Annotated in this window: 15 protein-coding genes and 1 pseudogene; 7 read left to right on the top strand and 9 right to left on the bottom strand. The window is 72.8% G+C overall.

Translation table 11 applies throughout. The features are described from left to right. Positions 1–8 precede the first annotated feature (8 nt). The gene (gene mltG / locus AMK33_RS22595; protein ID WP_073934732.1) at positions 9–854 is read right to left on the bottom strand and encodes an endolytic transglycosylase MltG; all 846 of its coding nucleotides are present in this window, start codon (positions 852–854) and stop codon (positions 9–11) included. 43 nt (positions 855–897) lie between these two features. Further along, the gene (locus AMK33_RS22590) at positions 898–2,700 is read right to left on the bottom strand and encodes an ABC transporter ATP-binding protein (protein WP_073934731.1); all 1,803 of its coding nucleotides are present in this window, start codon (positions 2,698–2,700) and stop codon (positions 898–900) included. Positions 2,701–2,821: 121 nt separating this feature from the next. Here AMK33_RS22590 and AMK33_RS22585 point away from each other — a divergent pair, with 121 nt between their 5' ends. From AMK33_RS22585 to AMK33_RS22565, 5 genes are all read left to right on the top strand, one after another. Further along, the gene (locus tag AMK33_RS22585) at positions 2,822–3,286 is read left to right on the top strand and encodes a MarR family winged helix-turn-helix transcriptional regulator (RefSeq protein ID WP_073934730.1); all 465 of its coding nucleotides are present in this window, start codon (positions 2,822–2,824) and stop codon (positions 3,284–3,286) included. A gap of 191 nt (positions 3,287–3,477) precedes the next feature. Continuing rightward, positions 3,478–5,310, top strand: a complete 1,833-nt coding sequence (locus AMK33_RS22580; RefSeq protein ID WP_073934729.1) for an ABC transporter ATP-binding protein — start codon at positions 3,478–3,480, stop codon at positions 5,308–5,310. After that, positions 5,307–7,088 carry an ABC transporter ATP-binding protein gene (locus AMK33_RS22575; RefSeq protein ID WP_073934728.1) on the top strand — a complete coding sequence of 594 codons (1,782 nt, stop codon included), beginning with the start codon at positions 5,307–5,309 and terminating at the stop codon, positions 7,086–7,088. Before AMK33_RS22580 ends, AMK33_RS22575 begins: the two co-directional genes overlap by 4 nt. A gap of 474 nt (positions 7,089–7,562) precedes the next feature. Beyond that, entirely contained in the window at positions 7,563–8,033 is a 471-nt protein-coding gene (locus AMK33_RS22570; RefSeq protein ID WP_073934727.1) for a DUF5709 domain-containing protein, read from the top strand. Positions 8,034–8,048: 15 nt separating this feature from the next. Continuing rightward, positions 8,049–8,303 (top strand): type B 50S ribosomal protein L31, encoded by a 255-nt coding sequence (locus AMK33_RS22565; RefSeq protein WP_073934726.1) that lies wholly within the window; start codon positions 8,049–8,051, stop codon positions 8,301–8,303. Between the two features lie 20 nt (positions 8,304–8,323). Here the strand turns inward: AMK33_RS22565 and AMK33_RS22560 are convergent, their stop codons facing one another. Next, the gene (locus AMK33_RS22560; protein WP_073934725.1) at positions 8,324–9,118 is read right to left on the bottom strand and encodes a metal-dependent hydrolase; all 795 of its coding nucleotides are present in this window, start codon (positions 9,116–9,118) and stop codon (positions 8,324–8,326) included. Positions 9,119–9,263: 145 nt separating this feature from the next. Between AMK33_RS22560 and AMK33_RS22555 the strand changes: the two genes are divergently transcribed. Beyond that, complete coding sequence (locus tag AMK33_RS22555; RefSeq protein ID WP_073934724.1) at positions 9,264–11,777, top strand: DEAD/DEAH box helicase; 2,514 nt, start codon at positions 9,264–9,266, stop codon at positions 11,775–11,777. A 19-nt stretch (positions 11,778–11,796) separates the two neighbouring features. Further along, a complete protein-coding gene (locus tag AMK33_RS22550) occupies positions 11,797–12,663 on the top strand; it encodes an acyl-CoA thioesterase (RefSeq protein ID WP_073934723.1) in 867 nt (288 codons plus the stop codon). 1 nt (position 12,664) lies between these two features. On the opposite strand, the gene AMK33_RS22545 is transcribed toward AMK33_RS22550, so the two are convergent. The 6 genes and pseudogenes from AMK33_RS22545 to AMK33_RS22520 all read right to left on the bottom strand — a co-directional run bounded on the left by AMK33_RS22545 (position 12,665) and on the right by AMK33_RS22520 (position 18,471). Further along, the gene (locus tag AMK33_RS22545; protein WP_235618165.1) at positions 12,665–13,585 is read right to left on the bottom strand and encodes a DUF6397 family protein; all 921 of its coding nucleotides are present in this window, start codon (positions 13,583–13,585) and stop codon (positions 12,665–12,667) included. Positions 13,586–13,712: 127 nt separating this feature from the next. Continuing rightward, positions 13,713–14,120: a roadblock/LC7 domain-containing protein gene (locus tag AMK33_RS22540; protein WP_073934722.1), complete on the bottom strand. Its 408-nt coding sequence runs from the start codon at positions 14,118–14,120 to the stop codon at positions 13,713–13,715. A gap of 170 nt (positions 14,121–14,290) precedes the next feature. Further along, positions 14,291–14,896: a GTP-binding protein gene (locus AMK33_RS22535; RefSeq protein WP_073934721.1), complete on the bottom strand. Its 606-nt coding sequence runs from the start codon at positions 14,894–14,896 to the stop codon at positions 14,291–14,293. A 106-nt stretch (positions 14,897–15,002) separates the two neighbouring features. Next, positions 15,003–15,413 carry a DUF742 domain-containing protein gene (locus AMK33_RS22530; RefSeq protein ID WP_073934720.1) on the bottom strand — a complete coding sequence of 137 codons (411 nt, stop codon included), beginning with the start codon at positions 15,411–15,413 and terminating at the stop codon, positions 15,003–15,005. Positions 15,414–15,435: 22 nt separating this feature from the next. Beyond that, the gene (locus tag AMK33_RS22525; protein ID WP_235618171.1) at positions 15,436–15,807 is read right to left on the bottom strand and encodes a roadblock/LC7 domain-containing protein; all 372 of its coding nucleotides are present in this window, start codon (positions 15,805–15,807) and stop codon (positions 15,436–15,438) included. Between the two features lie 62 nt (positions 15,808–15,869). Then, a pseudogene (locus tag AMK33_RS22520) lies at positions 15,870–18,471 on the bottom strand (nitrate- and nitrite sensing domain-containing protein). Positions 18,472–18,506: the final 35 nt, after the last annotated feature.

Genomic DNA, 18,506 nt, shown 5'->3' with positions numbered 1-18,506 from the left:
CGTGCCGCTCACTTCTTCGACGGTTCGCTCGCCTTCTTCCCCTGTGCGTCGGACTCGGCGACGTTGCGCTGGTGTTCCGCGTAGTCGGCCGTGAAGCGGGTGTCGCCCGGCTTGACGGTGACGAAGTAGAGCCAGTCGCCCGGAGTCGGGTTGATCGCGGCGCGCACCGCGTCCTCGCCGGGGTTGTCGATCGGGGTCGGGGGCAGTCCCATGCGCTGGTAGGAGTTGTAGGGGCTGTCGATCTCGGTGTCGGCGGCCGTCGTACGCGGCGCCCCGCGGTTCAGGGCGTAGTCGACGGTGGAGTCCATCTGGAGCGGCATCCCGCGCTCCAGCCGGTTGAAGATCACCCGGGCCACCTTGCCCATGTCGGCCTTGGTGGCCGCCTCCGCCTGGACGATGCTCGCGACGGTGACCGCCTGGTAGACGTTCATCGCGTTGCGCTGCGCGCCGGCGGCGATCGGGGCTCCGTTGAACTTCTTGTCGGCGGTGTCGACCATGCGGGACAGCAGCTTCTGCGGGGTCGCCTTCTCCTTCAGCGGATAGGTCGCCGGGAAGAGGTAGCCCTCCGGGTTGCCCCCGGCCTCGTCGGGCAGCTTCAGGTCCGCCTTGGGGAGGGACTTCTCCGTGGTGCCGGCGGGCAGGTCGAGGACCTTGTCGACGGCGGCGTACACCTGGCTCGCGCGCCAGCCCTCCGGGATCACCAGGGTCGTGGGGCGGGAGTCGTCGTCGCCGTTCATGATCAGCAGCGGCACCGCCACGGCGGTGCCGGCCACGACGGCCCCGAGCGCCGCGAGGGCGAGGCGGCCCCGGCGCGTCAGTCGGATCGTGCTCCGTGACGGAGTGTTCGTCTGCATGCGGGCACGGTAACCCGCATACCGTCACAAACCCGGCATATCTTCATCTTGTCGGCTCCAGTTGGGCGTCCCGGCGTACGAGGGCGGCGTAGCGCCCGCCGCGCTCCAGCAGCTCTTCGTGCGTGCCGCGTTCGACCGCGCGGCCGGAGTCGAGGACCACGATCTGGTCGGCGCTCCGGACGGTGGACAGCCGGTGGGCGATGGTGACCGTGGTGCGGTCGGCCGACAGCGCGTCGATGGCCTCCTGGACGGCGGCCTCGGTACGGGTGTCCAGGGCGCTGGTGGCCTCGTCGAGCACCAGGACCGGCGGGTCGCGCAGGATGGTGCGGGCGATCGCCAGGCGCTGCTTCTCACCGCCGGAGAACCGGTGGCCGCGCTCGCCGACCACCGTGTCGTACCCGTCGGGCAGGGCGGCGATGTGGTCGTGGATCTGCGCGGCCCGCGCCGCCGCGTGCAGTTCCTCTTCGGTGGCGTCCGGCTTGGCGAAGCGCAGGTTGTCCGCGACCGAGGCGTGGAAGAGGTACGTCTCCTGGGAGACGACGCCCACCGCGCGGGCCAGCGTGTCGAAGTCGAGGTCGCGGACGTCGACGCCGTCGAGGGTGACCCGGCCGCCCGTGACGTCGTACAGCCGCGGCACGAGGTGGCCGAGGGTGGACTTGCCGGCGCCGGTCGGCCCGACCACGGCGAGGCTGCCGCCCGGGGGAACGGTGATGTCGATGCCGTCGAGGACGGGGCCGCCCTTGTCGTCGTATCCGAAGGTGACGCCCTCGAAGCGGACCTCGCCCTTGACCCGGTCGAGGTGGACCGGGTCTTCGCGCTCGGTGATGTCGATCGGGAGGTCGAGGTACTCGAAGATGCGCTGGAAGAGCGCGAGCGACGTCTGGATCTGGACGCCGGTGGACAGCAGGCTCACGGCCGGGCGGAACAGCCCCTGCTGGAGCGAGACGAAGGCGACGATGGTGCCGATGGAGACCTCGGGGCCGCCCGTCTGCAGGGCGATGCCGGCCGTCCAGTAGATGATCGCCGGCATGGCGGCCATGACGATCGTGATGACGGCCATGCGCCAGCGGCCGGCCATGTTCGACCGGACCTCCAGGTCGACCAGCCGCTCGGACTCGTCCGAGAAGGCGCCGGTCAGGGAGTCGGAGCGGCCCATGGTGCGGCCGAGCAGGATGCCGCTGACCGAGAGCGACTCGGTGACCGTGGCGGCCATCGCCGCCATCTGCTTCTGGCGCTGGGTGGTGATCTTCTTGCGTTCGTTGCCGACGCGGCGGCTGATCCAGACGAACACCGGCAGCAGGACCAGGGAGACCACGGTCAGCCGCCAGTCGAGCGCCAGCATCGCGACGACGGTGGCGACCACGCTGGTGAGGTTGGAGACCAGGGACGTCGCCGTGGAGGTCACGGTGGCCTGCATGCCGCCGATGTCGTTGGCGATGCGGGACTGGACCTCGCCGGTGCGGGTGCGGGTGAAGAAGGCGAGCGACATGCGCTGGAGCCGGCCGTAGACGGCGGTGCGCAGGTCGTGCATCACGCGCTGGCCGACGGTGGTCGAGATCAGGGTCTGCAGCACGCCGAAGACGCTGGTGAGGACGGCGCTGAGGATCATGCCGAGCGCGAGCAGGCTGAGCAGCCCGGTGCGGCCCTCGGGGATGGCGACGTCGAGGATCGCCTTCAGCAGGAACGGGGTGGCCACCGAGACCAGTGAGGCGGCGCCGACGAGCAGGCCGACGATCGCGAGGCGGCCCCGGTAGGGACGGAAGAGCTTCAGGATGCGCCGCACCTGCCGGGGTTGCTCCTTGGCGCCGGCGGGCGGGGTCCAGGCGGGTTCGTGGTCGGGGTGCATGGTCTCCTTCGGTAAGGGTGCCCGGGTTCGCGGGCGGAGGGTGCCCGGGTCCGCGGGCGGGGTGAGTCCAGCTCATTGTTACCTATACTCACAATGAACGGCATCCTGATATTGTTCCCGTATGACCGCCCCCGATCCCGACGGCCTGCTGGCCGAGCAGCTGCTTCGGCTGACCCGCCGGGTGCATCGCATCCAGAAGCGCCATCTGGCGGGGCGCGAGCTCGGTATCACCCCTGCCCAGTCACGGCTGCTGCGCACCCTCGCGCACTACGGTTCGCCGCCCCGCATGGCCGATCTGGCCGAGCGGCTGGAGGTGGTCCCCCGCGCCGTCACCACGCTGGTCGACGGGCTGGAGGCGAACGGCAAGGTGCGGCGGGTGCCGGATCCGGCCAATCGGCGGGTGATCCGGATCGAGCTCACCGACGACGGGCGCGCGGCCCTGCGGGAACTGCGCGCCGCGCGCCGGTCCGCCGCGGAGGAGATCCTGGCCCCGCTGGGGGACGCCCAGCGCGAGGCCCTGGGCGAGTTGCTGGACACCCTGATCGACGGGACGGTCCCCGCGCGGTGCGGCGACGCGTCCGTATGACCCGTGTGACGTGACGGTACGGCGGTGCCGGCCACCCGGACCGCCGGTTCTGTGCGGTCGTGTGGAAAACCGTTTGCCTCCCGGTACGTAGCGGGGTCAACCTGTCACGGTTTGCTGCCGCCGTCCTCGGACTGCGCGCCTCCGTCTTTCTCCCGTTTCCGCCACCCCCTGATCCGAGCCACTGGGACGTCATGCAGATTCAAGGCCTTCCGTTTCCCGACCCGGGGGTGCCCGACGCGCGCTCGGGTCCCCGATTCCTGTGGTGGCTCTTCCGGAATCAGCTGTCCGGGCAGCTCAAGTCGCTGGCCTGGGGCCTGCTGCACTTCGCCTCCGTGGCCTCGCTGCCGTTCTGCGTCGGCGTCGCCGTCCAGGCCGCGGTCGACCGCTCCGGCGGCCGGCTCGCGCTGGCCGGCGGCCTGATGGCGCTGGCCTGCGCGGGCAACGCCATCGGCGACACCTTCCTGCACCGCGCCGCCGTCACCAACTGGATCACCGCCGCCGCCCGCGTCCAGCAGCTGCTGGCCCGCAAGGCGGCGACGCTGGGCTCCGCGCTGACCCGGCGGGTCGCCGCCGGGGAGGTCGTGGCGGTCTCCACCGGCGACGTCGAGAAGATCGGGTGGTTCGTGGAGGCCCTGTCGCGGTTCACCGCGGCGGCGGTCACCATCGTGCTGGTCTGCGTCGGCCTGGTCGTCTACCAGCCGGCGCTGGGCGTCGTCGTCGCCGTGGGACTGCCGGTGCTGGCGATCGCGGTGCTGCCGCTGCTGCCCCGCGCCACCCGGCGGGCGGACGTCCAGCGCGAGAAGGCCGGCCGGGCCACCGAGCTCGCCTCGGACACCGTCGCCGGGCTGCGCGTGCTGCGCGGCATCGGCGGCGAGGAACTGTTCCTCGACCGCTACCGCCGCGCCTCCCAGGAGGTCCGCCACGCCGCCGTGCGCAGCGCCAGGATGTGGGCCCTGATCGCCGCGATCCAGGTGCTGCTGCCGGGGATCCTGCTGATCACGGTGGTCTGGTACGGCGTCCATCTCGCCCGCGAGGGCCGGATCGCCGTCGGTGAACTGGTCACCGTCTACAGCTCGGTCATGGTGCTCACCTACCCGCTGCGGCACTTCGAGGAGATCGCGATGGCGTACTCCTTCTCGCGTCCCTCGGCGAAGCGGGCCGCGCGCGTGCTGTCGCTGGAGCGGGCCACGGACACCGCGGGATCGCGCGCCGCCGAGGACCCGGCCGGGGACCTGTACGACCCGGAGACCGGTCTGCTCGCCCCCACGGGCCGGCTCACCGCCGTGGTGTGCGGGGACCCGGACGCGGCGGGACGGCTGGCCGAACGGCTCGGCGGGCACGCCTCCGAGCGGGGCACCCCGGTGCTGCTCGGCGGGGTGCCGCTCGACGAACTGCCGCTGGACTCCGCCCGCCGGGCCGTCCTCGTGCAGGACAAGGATCCGGTGCTGCTCTCCGGCACCCTGCGCGAACTGCTCGACGTGCCCGCGTCCGGCGCGGTCGACCCGCGCGACGCGCTGGACGCCGCGCAGTGCGGGGACGTGCTGGCGGCGCTGGTGCAGGGCTCGGTGGACGCCGACGACCCGATGGACGCGCGGATCACCGAGCGCGGGCGGTCCCTGTCCGGCGGGCAGCGCCAGCGGCTCGCGCTGGCCCGGTCGCTGGTCACGGACCCGGAGGTGCTCGTCCTGGACGAGCCGACCTCGGCCGTCGACTCGCACACCGAGGCCCGTATCGCCCAGGGCGTGCGCGAACTGCGGGCGCGGCGCACCACCGTGGTGTTCACCTCGTCCCCGCTGCTGCTGGACCGCGCCGACCGGGTGGTGTTCCTGCACGGCGACACCGTCGCGGCGGTCGGCGACCACCGCGAACTGGTGCGCACCGAGCCCCGGTACCGGGCCGTGGTGACGCGCGAGACCGAGGACGAGGCCGCGTCGGCGGAGGTCCTGGACGAGGGCGGCGTCCTGCGCGAGGACGAGGTCCTGCACGGACTGGAAGAACTGGAAGAGATCGAGGAGACAGCATGATCGGCGTGGCGCCACCGGCCTACGACCCGGCGGCCCCGACCGCGGCCAGCACGCTGCCGGTGGGCGCGCCCGCGACCGTCCGCGCCTACGTGGGCGAGCTGCTGCGCAGGCACCGCCGGGCCTTCGTGCTGCTGATCACCGTGAACACGGTCGCCGTGCTCGCCTCGATGGTGGGCCCGTATCTGCTGGGCGGGCTGGTGGAACGGGTCTCGGACCGGGAACGGGAGCTGTATCTGGGGCTCACGGTCACGCTGTTCGTGCTCGCGCTGGTCCTCCAGGCGGTGTTCGTCCGGCAGGTACGGCTGCGCGGGGCGATGCTCGGCGAGCGGATGCTGGCCGATCTGCGCGAGGACTTCCTGGTGCGGTCGGTCGGGCTGCCGCCGGGTGTGCTGGAACGGGCGGGCACGGGTGATCTGCTGTCGCGGATCACGACCGACATCGACCGGCTCGGCAACGCCATGCGCGAGGCCGTGCCCCAGCTTGCCATCGGCGTGGTGTGGGCGGTGCTGCTGCTGGGCGGACTGGTCGTCACGGCACCCGAGCTGGCGCCGGCCGTGCTGCTCGCCGTGCCGCTGCTGGTGATCGGCTGCCGCTGGTACTTCCGGCGGGCACCGGCCGCCTACCGCTCGGAGGCCGCCGGGTACGCCGCCGTGGCCGCCGCGCTCGCCGAGACCGTGGACGCGGGGCGGACCGTGGAGGCGCACCGCCTCGGCGCGCGTCGTGTGGCGCTGTCGGACCAGCGGGTCAAGGAGTGGACGGCCTGGGAGCGCTACACCCTCTGGCTGCGGTCGGTGCTCTTCCCCGTCGTCAACATCACCCACGTCACCGTGCTCGGCTCGGTGCTGATGATCGGCGGGGTGTTCGTCCTGCAGGGCTGGATCGGTGTCGGCCAGCTGACCACGGGCGCGCTGATCGCGCAGATGCTCGTCGACCCGGTGGGGCTGATCCTGCGCTGGTACGACGAGCTGCAGGTGGCGCAGGTGTCGCTGGCCCGGCTGGTCGGGGTCCGGGACATCGAGCCCGACGCCGGTGACGCCGGTCTTGCTCCCGAGGGGCGCCGGGTGCACGCGGACAAGGTGCGCTTCGGCTACCTGGAGGGCGTGGACGTCCTGCGCAAGGTGTCCCTGGAGGTCTCCCCCGGGACCAGGCTGGCACTGGTCGGTCCCTCGGGCGCGGGCAAGTCCACCCTGGGCCGGCTGCTCGCCGGGATCTACGCGCCCCGGGGCGGGCGGGTCACCCTGGGCGATGCCGAGCTGTCGCGGATGACCGCGGAACGGGTCCGGGAGCATGTGGCCCTGGTCAACCAGGAGCACCACGTCTTCGTGGGCTCCCTGCGCGACAACCTGCGGCTCGCCAGGACGAACGCGGAGGACGCCGAGCTGTGGGCGGCGCTCGGGGCGGTCGACGCGGACGGCTGGGCCCGTGCGCTGGACGAGGGCCTGGACACCGAGGTCGGCTCCGGCGGGTTCGCGCTCACCCCGGCCCAGGCCCAGCAGATCGCGCTGGCCCGGCTGGTGCTGGCCGACCCGCACACGCTGGTCCTGGACGAGGCGACCTCGCTGCTCGACCCGCGTGCGGCACGGCACCTGGAACGCTCCCTGGCCCGTGTCCTGGACGGCAGGACCGTCGTCGCCATCGCCCACCGCCTGCACACCGCCCATGACGCGGACGTCATCGCCGTCGTGGAGGACGGCCGCATCAGCGAACTGGGCAGCCACGACGACCTGGTCGCGGCGGACGGGGCGTACGCGGCACTGTGGCGGTCCTGGCACGGCTGAACATGCGCCGCCCCGGCGGGGGCGGGCCTGCGGGCGAGGTCCCCTCCGGCCTGCCGGGGCGACCTCGGGCCGGCCCGGAACCCCGCAGCCCGGACCGGCGGCACCATGCCGCACCCCTAGCCGGCCGCCGGCCCAGGACATCCGACGCCCCCGACAGCAGTGGGACCGGGGAACGCGGCCCGCACCGGCGGCCGTACCCGTGCGGGGCTTCTGGCCCGGGGACGGTTCCGGGCCGTGGGGCGGGGTATCGGCGGGGGTGCCGGGCGGGGCGGGGTGAGGGTCCCGGGCGCGCAGCCCGCCGGGGGTGTGCCGTTGCGCGGTGGGGAGATCCGGTGGAAGGCTGGAGTCAGGCACCGGCTCGGGGGCGCCCGGGGCCCGGTGGACCGGGCACGGACGGCGCCAGTGCCCCGTGCAGCGGCGACCCGCCGCGGTCCGCGGTGAGAAGGGGCCCGTCCCCACCCCCTGGAGGTACCTGTGAACAGCGCCGACGGATGGGGAGACGACGTCTACCAGCCCGACGGTTCCGAGCAGAGGGAGGACACCGGGCTGCTCGACGCGGAGGACACCCTTGAGTACGACGGGGTCGACGATCCCCTCGACCGGGGCTGGTCCCCGCCGGAACGTCCCTGGGCGGTGGAGCACACCGGCGTGACGGCTGGGGAACGCCACCGGGGCGAGACGCTGGAACAGCGGCTCGCCGAGGAGCAGCCCGACTCCCTCGCACCCGACGGCGACGGCCTGGGCGATTCCCAGGACACCGACGGGGAACTCCTGGACGACGAGGTCGGAGCCGCACGCTCCGGCCGGCTCGTGGCTCCCGACGAAGGGGCGCACGAGGACGAGGAGGAGGCCCTGGTCGCCATGGACGTCGGCATCGACGGCGCGGCCGCCTCCGCCGAAGAGGCCGCGATGCACGTCGTCGACGAGGACAACCTGCCGGGCTGACCCCGAGGAGCACCCATGCAGCAGGACAAGCACCCCGACTACCACCCGGTCGTCTTCCGGGACCGTGCCGCCGGATACGCCTTCCTCACCCGGTCCACCGCGACCAGCGACCGGACCATCGAGTGGGACGACGGCGAGACCTACCCGGTGGTGGAGGTGGAGATCTCCTCGGAGAGCCACCCGTTCTACACGGGCAGGGCCCGGACAGTGGACACGGAGGGCCGCGTCGCCCGCTTCGAGCGCCGGTACGGCGGTGAGGGTTCCGGCTGAGTCCCGGACGGGCGCGTCCCTCAGATCACGTTGAGCGCCGCCGCGCAGCCCACTCCGCCCAGCAGCATGAACACGGGCATCAGCACCTTCAGCTCCACCCAGCTGCCCGCCCGGAACCGCATCGCCTTCGGCGGGCCGATCGGGTACCAGCGCTTGCGGCCCACCGGTATCGGCCACAGGATCGGGCAGCCGGAGACGGTCAGCGCGTCCCCGATGTCGTGCACCAGCGCGCCCAGAATGACCGGCAGCCCCAGCCACAGGTACTCCTGGCCCGGCTCGGTGAACAGCCAGTTCGCGCCGTGGCCCGGCTCGTCCAGGACGCCCGCGAGGATCCAGGCGCTGGTCGCGGCCAGCAGCCACACCAGGACATCGCTGCTGGAGCCGCGCGTCGCCCGCCACAGCAGGCCCTCGATGGCCAGCACCATGTGCACGAAGAGGATGGCCAGCACCGCCCAGCGGCCGCCCGTGATCGCCAGGACCGCGGTGCCGGCACCGATCAGCACCGCCCACAGCCAGGTGTGCGTGAGCGTGCGGTGCCCGCCGGAGCGGCGCGGGTCGCCCTGCTTCTTGGTGGCCTTGTAGACGGCGTAGGACAGCTTGTCGACGATCTCGCACAGCCAGCGGGACAGGGGCCCGAAGGCCCGCGAGATGGTGGCCGCCTTGTGGTCCAGGTCGGGGGCGAGCGCGGCACCGGCGCAGATCAGGGCGCCGGCCAGGAGCACCGGCCAGGGCATGGGGTGTCCGGCCGCGGCCGTCGCCGCGCCGACCCCGAGCCAGGCCGCGGCGCCCGACAGTGAGTGTGCTGGTCCCATCATCGCCGTTGCCCGCCCCATTCCTCGTTCGCCGCCGGCCGGTTGACCCGGTGCGTTGACGCCCCGCCGGCGACACAGCGTAGCGTTCGCGATCTTCGCGCCCACAGCCGATTCCCCCATCGGCCGGGCGGGCAGGCAAGATGGGGGCGTGACCCTCATCGATCAGCTGCCGCCGACCGCCGACCCCGACGCCCTCTACGAAGCCTTCGAGTCGTGGGCCCAGGAGCGCGGTCTCACGCTCTATCCGCACCAGGAGGAGGCGCTGATCGAGGTGGTCTCCGGGGCGAACGTGATCGTGTCGACGCCCACGGGCTCCGGCAAGAGCATGATCGCGGCGGCCGCCCACTTCGCCGCCCTGGCGCGCGACGAGGTCACCTTCTACACGGCGCCCATCAAGGCGCTGGTGTCGGAGAAGTTCTTCGAGCTGTGCAAGATCTTCGGCACGGAGAACGTCGGCATGCTCACCGGTGACGCGTCCGTCAACGCCGACGCCCCGGTCATCTGCTGCACCGCCGAGGTGCTGGCGTCGATCGCGCTGCGCGACGGCAAGGACGCCGACGTGGGCCAGGTCGTGATGGACGAGTTCCACTTCTACGCGGAAGGGGACCGCGGCTGGGCCTGGCAGATCCCGCTCCTCGAGCTGCCGCAGGCGCAGTTCGTGCTGATGTCGGCGACGCTCGGCGACGTCTCCTTCTTCGAGAAGGACCTCACCCGCCGCACCGGCCGCCCCACCGCCGTGGTCCGCTCGGCGACGCGTCCCGTGCCGCTGTCCTACGAGTACCGGTACACGCCGCTCACCGAGACGCTCACCGATCTGCTCGAGGCCCGGCAGGCGCCGGTCTACATCGTGCACTTCACACAGGCGCAGGCGGTGGAGCGGGCGCAGGCGCTGATGAGCATCAACATGTGCACGCGCGAGGAGAAGGACAAGATCGCCGAGCTGATCGGCAACTTCCGTTTCACCACCAAGTTCGGCCGCAATCTGTCCCGCTACGTCCGGCACGGCATCGGCGTGCATCACGCCGGCATGCTGCCCAAGTACCGGCGGCTGGTGGAGAAGCTCGCGCAGGCGGGTCTGCTGAAGGTCATCTGCGGCACCGACACGCTCGGGGTGGGCGTCAACGTCCCCATCCGCACGGTGCTGTTCACGGCCCTGACCAAGTACGACGGCAACCGCGTGCGCACGCTGCGGGCCCGTGAGTTCCACCAGATCGCGGGCCGCGCCGGACGGGCCGGCTTCGACACCGAGGGCTTCGTGGTGGCCCAGGCCCCCGAGCACGTCGTCGAGAACGAGAAGGCGCTGGCGAAGGCGGGCGACGACCCGAAGAAGCGCCGCAAGGTCGTGCGCAAGAAGGCGCCCGAGGGCTTCGTCGCCTGGAGCGAGCAGACCTTCGAGAAGCTGATCGGCTCCGAGCCGGAGCCGTTGACCTCCCGCTTCCGGGTCACGCACACCATGCTGCTGTCGGTGATCGCCCGACCCGGCAACGCCTTCGAGGCGATGCGACGGCTGCTGGAGGACAACCACGAGCCGCGCAAGCAGCAGCTGCGGCACATCCGGCGGGCGATCGCCATCTACCGCTCGCTGCTGGACGGCGGCATCGTCGAGAAGCTCGACCGGCCGGACGCCGAGGGCCGGATCGTCCGCCTCACCGTGGACCTGCAGCAGGACTTCGCGCTGAACCAGCCGCTGTCCACGTTCGCGCTGGCCGCGTTCGAACTGCTGGACCCCGAGTCGCCGTCGTACGCGCTGGACATGGTGTCCGTCGTGGAGTCCACGCTGGACGATCCGCGCCAGATCCTCGCCGCCCAGCAGAACAAGGCGCGCGGCGAGGCGGTCGCCGCGATGAAGGCCGACGGGGTGGAGTACGAGGAGCGCATGGAGCGGCTCCAGGACATCACCTACCCGAAGCCGCTGGAGGAGCTGCTCTTCCACGCGTACAACACCTACCGCAAGAGCCACCCCTGGGTCGGTGACCATCCGCTGTCGCCGAAGTCCGTGATCCGGGACATGTACGAGCGGGCGCTGTCGTTCACCGAGCTGGTGTCCCACTACGAGCTGGCCCGCACCGAGGGCATCGTGCTGCGCTACCTCGCGAGCGCCTACAAGGCGCTGGAGCACACCGTCCCGGACGACCTGAAGTCGGAGGACCTGGAGGATCTGATCGCCTGGCTGGGCGAGACTGTGCGCCAGGTCGACTCCAGCCTGCTGGACGAGTGGGAGCAGCTGGCCAATCCGGAGGAGATGACCGCCGAGGAGGCGCAGGAGAGGGCCGACCAGGTCAAGCCGGTCACCGCCAACGCGCGTGCCTTCCGCGTCCTGGTCCGCAACGCCATGTTCCGCCGGGTCGAGCTCGCCGCCCTCGACCAGGTGGACGAGCTGGGCGAGCTGGACGCCGAGGGCGGCTGGGACGCGGATGCCTGGGGCGCGGCGATGGACAGGTACTGGGACGAGTACGAGGAGCTCGGCACCGGTCCCGACGCCCGCGGGCCGAAGCTGCTGCTGATCGAGGAGCAGCCGGAGAACGGGCTGTGGCGGGTCCGGCAGATCTTCGACGACCCCAGCGGCGACCACGACTGGGGCATCAGTGCCGAGGTCGACCTCACCGCCTCCGACGCGGAGGGCCGCGCGGTCGTCCGGGTCACCGATGTCGGCCAGTTGTGAGCACAGGAGAACCCCACCCATGACGAATCCGGCCGAGAGCCTCGTCGCCCTGCTCGACCTGGAGCAGATCGAGGTCAACATATTCCGTGGCCGCAGCCCGCAGGAGTCCCTCCAGCGGGTCTTCGGCGGCCAGGTGGCCGGCCAGGCCCTGGTCGCCGCCGGCCGCACCACGGAGGGCGACCGTCCCGTGCACTCCCTGCACGCGTACTTCCTGCGTCCGGGCAGACCCGGGGTGCCGATCGTGTACCAGGTCGAACGGGTGCGGGACGGCCGGTCGTTCACGACCCGCCGGGTCACCGCGGTGCAGCAGGGACGTACGATCTTCAATCTGACCGCCTCCTTCCACAAGCCTGAACAGGGGAGTTTCGAGCACCAGCTGCCTCCGGCCCGCGAGGTCCCGGACCCCGAGTCGCTGCCGACGGTGTCGGACGAGATCCGTGAGCATCTGGGCGCGCTGCCGGAGCAGTTGGAGCGGATGGCGCGCCGCCAGCCCTTCGACATCCGTTATGTGGACCGGCTGCGCTGGGATGCCGACGACGTCAAGGGCGCCGAGCCGCGCAGCGCGGTGTGGATGCGCGCGGTCGGCCCGCTCGGCGACGATCCGCTGGTGCACACCTGCGCCCTGACGTACGCCAGTGACATGACCCTCCTGGACGCCGTGCGGATCCCGGTGGAGCCGCTGTGGGGGCCGCGCGGCTTCGACATGGCGTCGCTGGACCACGCTATGTGGTTCCACCGTCCGTTCCGCGCCGACGAGTGGTTCCTGTACGACCAGGAGTCGCCGATCGCCACGGGCGGGCGGGGCCTGGCCCGCGGCCGGATCTACGACCTGGAGGGCCGGATGCTGGTGTCCGTCGTCCAGGAGGGGTTGTTCCGGGCCCTGTAGGTCACCGGTTTCCGCGCCACCACCGGCCCAGCAGGCCGCGGGACGTCCCGCGTACCGGCTCGACGGCTTCCGGCGCGCGCTGGACCGGTTCCGGCCGGCGGGGAGCGGGACGGGGTGCCGGCCGGTGTGCCCGCGCCTCCTCCGTCAGCCGGACCAGATCGGCCTGCAGCCAGGCGACCTCGTCCGGGTCCTGGGCGGTCATGAGCTCTTCCGCCAGGTCCGCGGCCGGTGAGCCGGGTGCGCCGTGGGACGGTGGCGGCCGGCGGAACCCGTTGAGGTGGGAGCGGTCGTAGGGATCCGGGACGGCCTCCGAGACGTGCAGCGGGCCGAGCAGTGACGCCACGGCCCCGGCGCGCGCCCAGGGGTCGTCGGCCCGGCGGAGCATGAAGCCCAGCTGCCGGGTGCGCCAGTTGCGCGGGCGCAGGTCGATGCCGGTGTCGAGCTGGCTCCTGAGGTTCTCGGGCGTGCGCCCCGTCAGCAGGGGTGTGTTCCTGTCGTCGGCCGCGAACAGCCGTAGTTCCTCGGCCAGGTAGAGCCAGACCACGGCGCGGTAGCGGTTCAGGTAGAACTTCACGGGCACCAGCAGCCCCAGCCTCGCGAGGCGGGTGAAACGGGTCTTCGTCACGTCGATGAGGGCGGCGCCCTCCGTGGTGCCCACGGCCTGCACGCTCCGGCGCAGGGCCTCCGGGAACCCCGGCCCGGCGCGGAGCCGCTCGATCTCGGCCCGGTCGACCCGCCGGCCCCCTCCGCCGTCGTCGGGGATCGTACGGATCCGCCCGAGCTGCACGGCGAGGTCGAACTCGGTGTTCTTGAGACCGAGTTCGCGGGCCGCGCGGCCCGGGCCTACCCGGACCTCCCGTGCAGTCGCGGGCCGCTCGGCAATGGTGGTGGTGGCGTGCGTGACGGTGTGCTGTCCGGGCATGTTCGTCTTCCCCCCGTGGAGTGTGGGCGGCCGGCGCCGGGTGCGCCGCCGGGAAAAACCGTAGCCGCTTTGTCACTCTCCGTGGCGAGCCTGTGGATAACTCCGCAGCGGAGGACGAACTCGCAGGTCAGAACTCTGTGCCGGGTTTCTGCCGGCGGGCGTCCACGTCCAGATGCTCGCCGACCCGGTTGACCAGCAGGGTCATCTCGTACGCGATCTGGCCGATGTCGGCCTCCGCCCCGCTGAGTACGCACAGACAGCTGCCGGTGCCCGCCGCGGTGACGAAGAGCACCGCGTCGTCGAACTCGATCATCGTCTGGCGCACCCCGCCCGCGCCGAAGTGCCGTCCCGAACCCTTGGCGAGGCTGTGCAGTCCGGACGAGACGGCGGCGAGGTGCTCCGCGTCCTCGCGCCGCAGCCCCGTGCTCGCGCCCGTCACCAGCCCGTCGTTGGACAGGACCAGTGCGTGCCGTACGTGTTCGACGCGTTGGGTCAGGTCGTCCAGCAGCCAGTCGAGTCCCTGGTTCTGCGCCATGTCGTGTGTCTCCCCCTGGTTCTTCCCCGTGGTCTGCCCCGTGTGCCGTTCCCTCCTGGCGGGAGGGCCCTCGCGCCAGCCTTCCCCACGACCGGGCGCCGGGCAAGGAGGACGGGAGCCAAGGGGCGGAAGATGACCGAGGAACAGTGGCGCGAGCCCGGATCCCGCGGTCATCCCACCGAGTCGAGCAGCCGGGCGGTGTGCACGCGTCCGGCGTACTCGACGAGCTTGATCAGCACCTCCTTGCCCGAGTCGCGCTCGCGTGCGTCGCACAGCACGACGGGCGTTCCGGCGTCCAGGTCGAGCGCGCGGCAGACGTCCCCCGTGTCGTGGCGCCGGGCTCCCGTGAAGCAGTTGACGGCGACGACGAACGGGATCCGCCGGTGCTCGAAGTAGTCCACCGCGGGGAAGCAGTCCTCCAGGCGCCGGGTGTCCGCGAGGACCACCGCGCCCAGGGCGCCCTGCGCCAGCTCGTCCCACAGGAACCAGAAGCGGTCCTGTCCCGGGGTGCCGAAGAGGTACAGGGAGAGTCCCGAGCGGATGGTGATGCGCCCGAAGTCCATGGCGACGGTCGTGGTGGCCTTCTGGTCCACGCCGTCGGTGTCGTCCACCGACTGACCGGCTTCGCTGAGCAGTTCCTCGGTGCGCAGCGGCCGGATCTCGCTGACCGCGCCCACCAGGGTGGTCTTGCCCACGCCGAATCCGCCGGCGACCAGTATCTTCAGCGCCAGCGCGGCCGTCTCGTCACCGGGGGCGTCGGAGTGTTCGGGGACCATCGATCACTTCTCTCTGGAGTGCCGGCCGCGGTCGGCGGGGATACGGGTGTGCCGTGGGCCCGGGAGGAGTCGCCGCGCGGCGTCCCGGCCGGGGGAACGGTGTCGCCTACAGGGCCCTCAGGCCCTCGATCACCTCGCGGAGAACGCGCTCGTCGGGCAGGCGGGCGGGCGGTACGGGACGGCTGACGGTGACGCGGCCGCGCTCCAGCAGGTCGCCGAGGAGCACCCGGACCACGCCGACGGGCAGGTCCGCGCCCGCGGCGAGTTCGGCGACCGACTGCGTCTCCGGGCGGCACAGGTCGATCAGGGCACGGTGCTCGGGACCGAGCGCCGGGTCGTCGGCGCCGGGGGCGGCCGGGTCCAGGGTGACGAGGGCGATCAGGTCGAACCGCACCCCGCCGGGGCCGGGCCCGGTGCGTCCGCCGGTCATGGCGTACGGCCGGACCAGGGGTCCGGCCTCGTGGTCGTACCACTGGCTGCCCGCCGCGCGCGGGACGCCCGTCGTGTCCTCGGTCATCTTCCCGGACCGCTTCCTCGTCTCATCCGGCGGCCGGTGGCCGCGCGCCGGCCCGCGGCGGGGTGTGGAGGTGCTCGCCGACGCGCTTGACCAGCCGTGCCATCTCGTAGGCCACCAGGCCGATGTCGGCGGTCACGGCCGTCAGGAGGGCGAGGCAGGTGCCGTCTCCGGCGGCGGCGACGAACAGGAAGCCGTCATCCATCTCGACCATCGTCTGGCGCACCCCGCCGGCCCCGAAGTGCCGACCCGCGCCCTTGGCGAGGCTGTGGAAGCCGGAGGCGACCGCCGCGAGGTGCTCGGCGTCCTCGCGTCCGAGGCCGCCGGAGGCGCCGACGGCGAGTCCGTCGTTGGAGAGCACCACGGCGTGCCGGACGTCGCCGACGCGGAGCACCATGTCGTCGAGCAGCCAGTCGAGTTCGCCGGACAGCCGGCCGGTCCTCGTGCTCGGTTCCTGGATCATGCGGGGTCTCCTTCGGTGCTGTGCTTCACGGGACCGGGGCCAGGACCGGGGCCAGAACCAGGACCGGCACCGCGGCCGGAGGGCCTGCCGCCGCCGCGCGCCCAGCCGTCGCGGTAGGCCGCCATGCGGTCCCGTACGAGTTCGGGGGTGCGGTCGTCCCGGCCGTCGTGCCGCGCGGGCGCGGGCGTTTCCCGGCGGCCGTCGCGCAGTTGGGGGGGCGAGGCTGGCCTGTCGTACGCGGCGTGGGAGGTCGTCGGAGGCGGCGGGCTCCTCCTCCGGGCGGTGCGGTCGCAAGGCGGCGACTCCTGGGGATCGGTTCGCGGCGGTGCCCCGCGCGGTGTCGGTGGTGCGGTCCGGCGGGCCGTAGCCGGTGTCCGCCATGGCGAGGGTGCCGTCCGCCGTGTCGGCGGCCGGAGCCACCAGGGCGGGCCGGTCGTCCGGTGCGGGGACGGCCTCGTGGCGCGCGATGCCGTCGGGCATCCGCGCGGAGGCATGCTCCTCGTGCCGTGCCTTCGGTGCCGTCCCGCCGCTGGGACGTTCCGTCGCGCCGTCGTCCAGCAGGACGGTGGGGAGCAGGACGACCGCGGTGGTGCCGCCGTACGGAGAGGTCCTCAGGTGCACTTTGATGTCGTGCCGGGCGGCGAGCCTGCTGACCACGAACAGGCCGAGCCGGTCGCTGTCGAACAGGTCGAGCGCCTCGGACTCGGTGATGCGGCGGTTGGCCTCGGCGAGGGTCTCCTTGCCCATGCCCAGCCCTCGGTCCTCGACCTCGACGGCGTAGCCGTTGCCGACGGGTTCGCCGGTGACGCGTACGCGCGTGTGGGGCGGTGAGAACTGGGCGGCGTTCTCGATGATCTCGGCGAGGAGGTGGGTGAGGTCGGCGACGGCCGCGCCGACGACGGACGCCTCGGAGAGCTGCCGTACCTCCACGCGCGCGTAGTCCTCGACCTCGGACACGGCCGCGCGCACCACGTCGGTGAGCGGGACGGGCAGGTGCCAGGCGCGGCCCGGTGCCGCTCCGGAGAGGATGATCAGGCTCTCCGCGTGGCGCCGCATCCGTGTGGTGAGGTGGTCGAGGCGGAAGAGGTCGCTCAGCTCGCCGGGATCGTCGGAGCGGCGTTCCATGCTGTCCAGGAGGCTCAGTTGCCGGTGGACGAGGATCTGGCTGCGGCGGGCGAGATTGACGAAGACGCCGGAGATCCCGCCGGCCAGCTCCGCGCGCTCCACGGCGGCGCGCAGCGCGGCGCGGTGCACCGTGCCGAGGGCTTCTGCGACCTGGCCGGTCTCGTCCTGGGCGGGCGGCCCGGACGGGGCCTCCGCGCGGATGTCGATCTCTCCGCCCGAGCGCAGTTTCCGCATGGCCTCGGGGAGTTTGCGGCGGGCGATCTCCAGGGCGTCGTTGCGCAGGCCGACCAGTTCGACCACGAGGCCCCGGCCGATGCGTACGGAGATGACGAGCGACGCGGCGACGGCGGCGAGGCCGAAGAGCACGGCGGCGCCGGCCGGGGTGAGCAGTCCGCGGGCGAACGGATCGGCCCGGTGGGCGGTGCCGGTGGCCGCGTCGGTCTCGACGCTCCGCATGCCGTCCCGCACACGCGCGTGCGCCGTGTCCCAGGTGCCCCACGGGACCGCGTGGGCGGCCCGGGCGCCGGGGCCGGCGGCGAGGATCTCGTCCTCGGCGGTGTGGAGGACGGCGTAGGCGCGGCTGCCGGCGAGGGCCCGCCACTCGGTGCGGGCGGGGTCGCGCAGGTCGGCGACGGCGGAACCGGTGAGTGCGCGGCGCAGCTCGACGGCCCCGGTGAACAGGCGCAGCCGTTCCCCGCCGAGGCCGCCGTGCAGCCGGACACCGGCCAGGATCGCGTCCTCCTGGGCCAACGCCTCCCCCGCGCGGGAGAATTCGAGCAGCACGCGCGCGTCGGAGCCGAGTTCGGCGTCCTGGATGCCGGTGAGGGCGCCGCCGACGCCGAAGGCCGTGGAGACGGTGCTCGTGTACTGGTCGTAGGTCTGCGTCCAGCCCGCGCGGCCTTCGCTCAGTGCCGTCCGCAGCGGGCCCAGCCGTTCGGCCGCGGTGACGAAGGCTTCGAGGCGGCCGGCCACCGCGCGGGGCAGTTCCTCGCCGTCGGCCACGGTCCGGTGCTCGCCCAGCCGCAGTTCCGCGACCGCCCGGTCGGTACGCCGCGCGAGTTCCGTCAGTTCGTCGGAACGTACCGCCGAGGTGTCGGTGGCGCGGCGCACCGCGGCCGCGCGTTCGGCCTGGAGGGCGGTGACGGCGGCGGAGAGCGGGGCGCGGACCGCGGCGTCCACGCGCTGGACCTGACGCAGCCGGGAGACGTCCTGGGCGGTGGTCACGGTGGCGTACGCCCACAGGGCGAGCAGGGAGACGACCGGCACCATCAGCAGACAGACGATCTTGGCGCGCACGGTACGGGGACCGCCGAACCGGCGTCCCGCGTGCGCGGGTGCCGTGTCCGGGGCCGACTCACCCTGGGGGTGCGGGCCTTCGTCGGCCGGTGGTCCGGCGTGCGCGCGCCGGCCGCGCGCGGGAGGCGGGGGCGGCGCCTCCGCGCGGGCTGTCGGGGTCCTCCGGGGTGTGCGCATGGACTCCTCGCTCGGGAGTGGTGCGTGGGGCGGGC

The sequence above is a fragment of the Streptomyces sp. CB02400 genome (assembly GCF_001905725.1).
In the GTDB taxonomy this organism is placed as follows: domain Bacteria; phylum Actinomycetota; class Actinomycetes; order Streptomycetales; family Streptomycetaceae; genus Streptomyces; species Streptomyces atrovirens.
The sequence above is the reverse complement of the archived record's forward strand: the minus strand, read 5'-3'. Positions and strand labels throughout refer to the sequence as shown.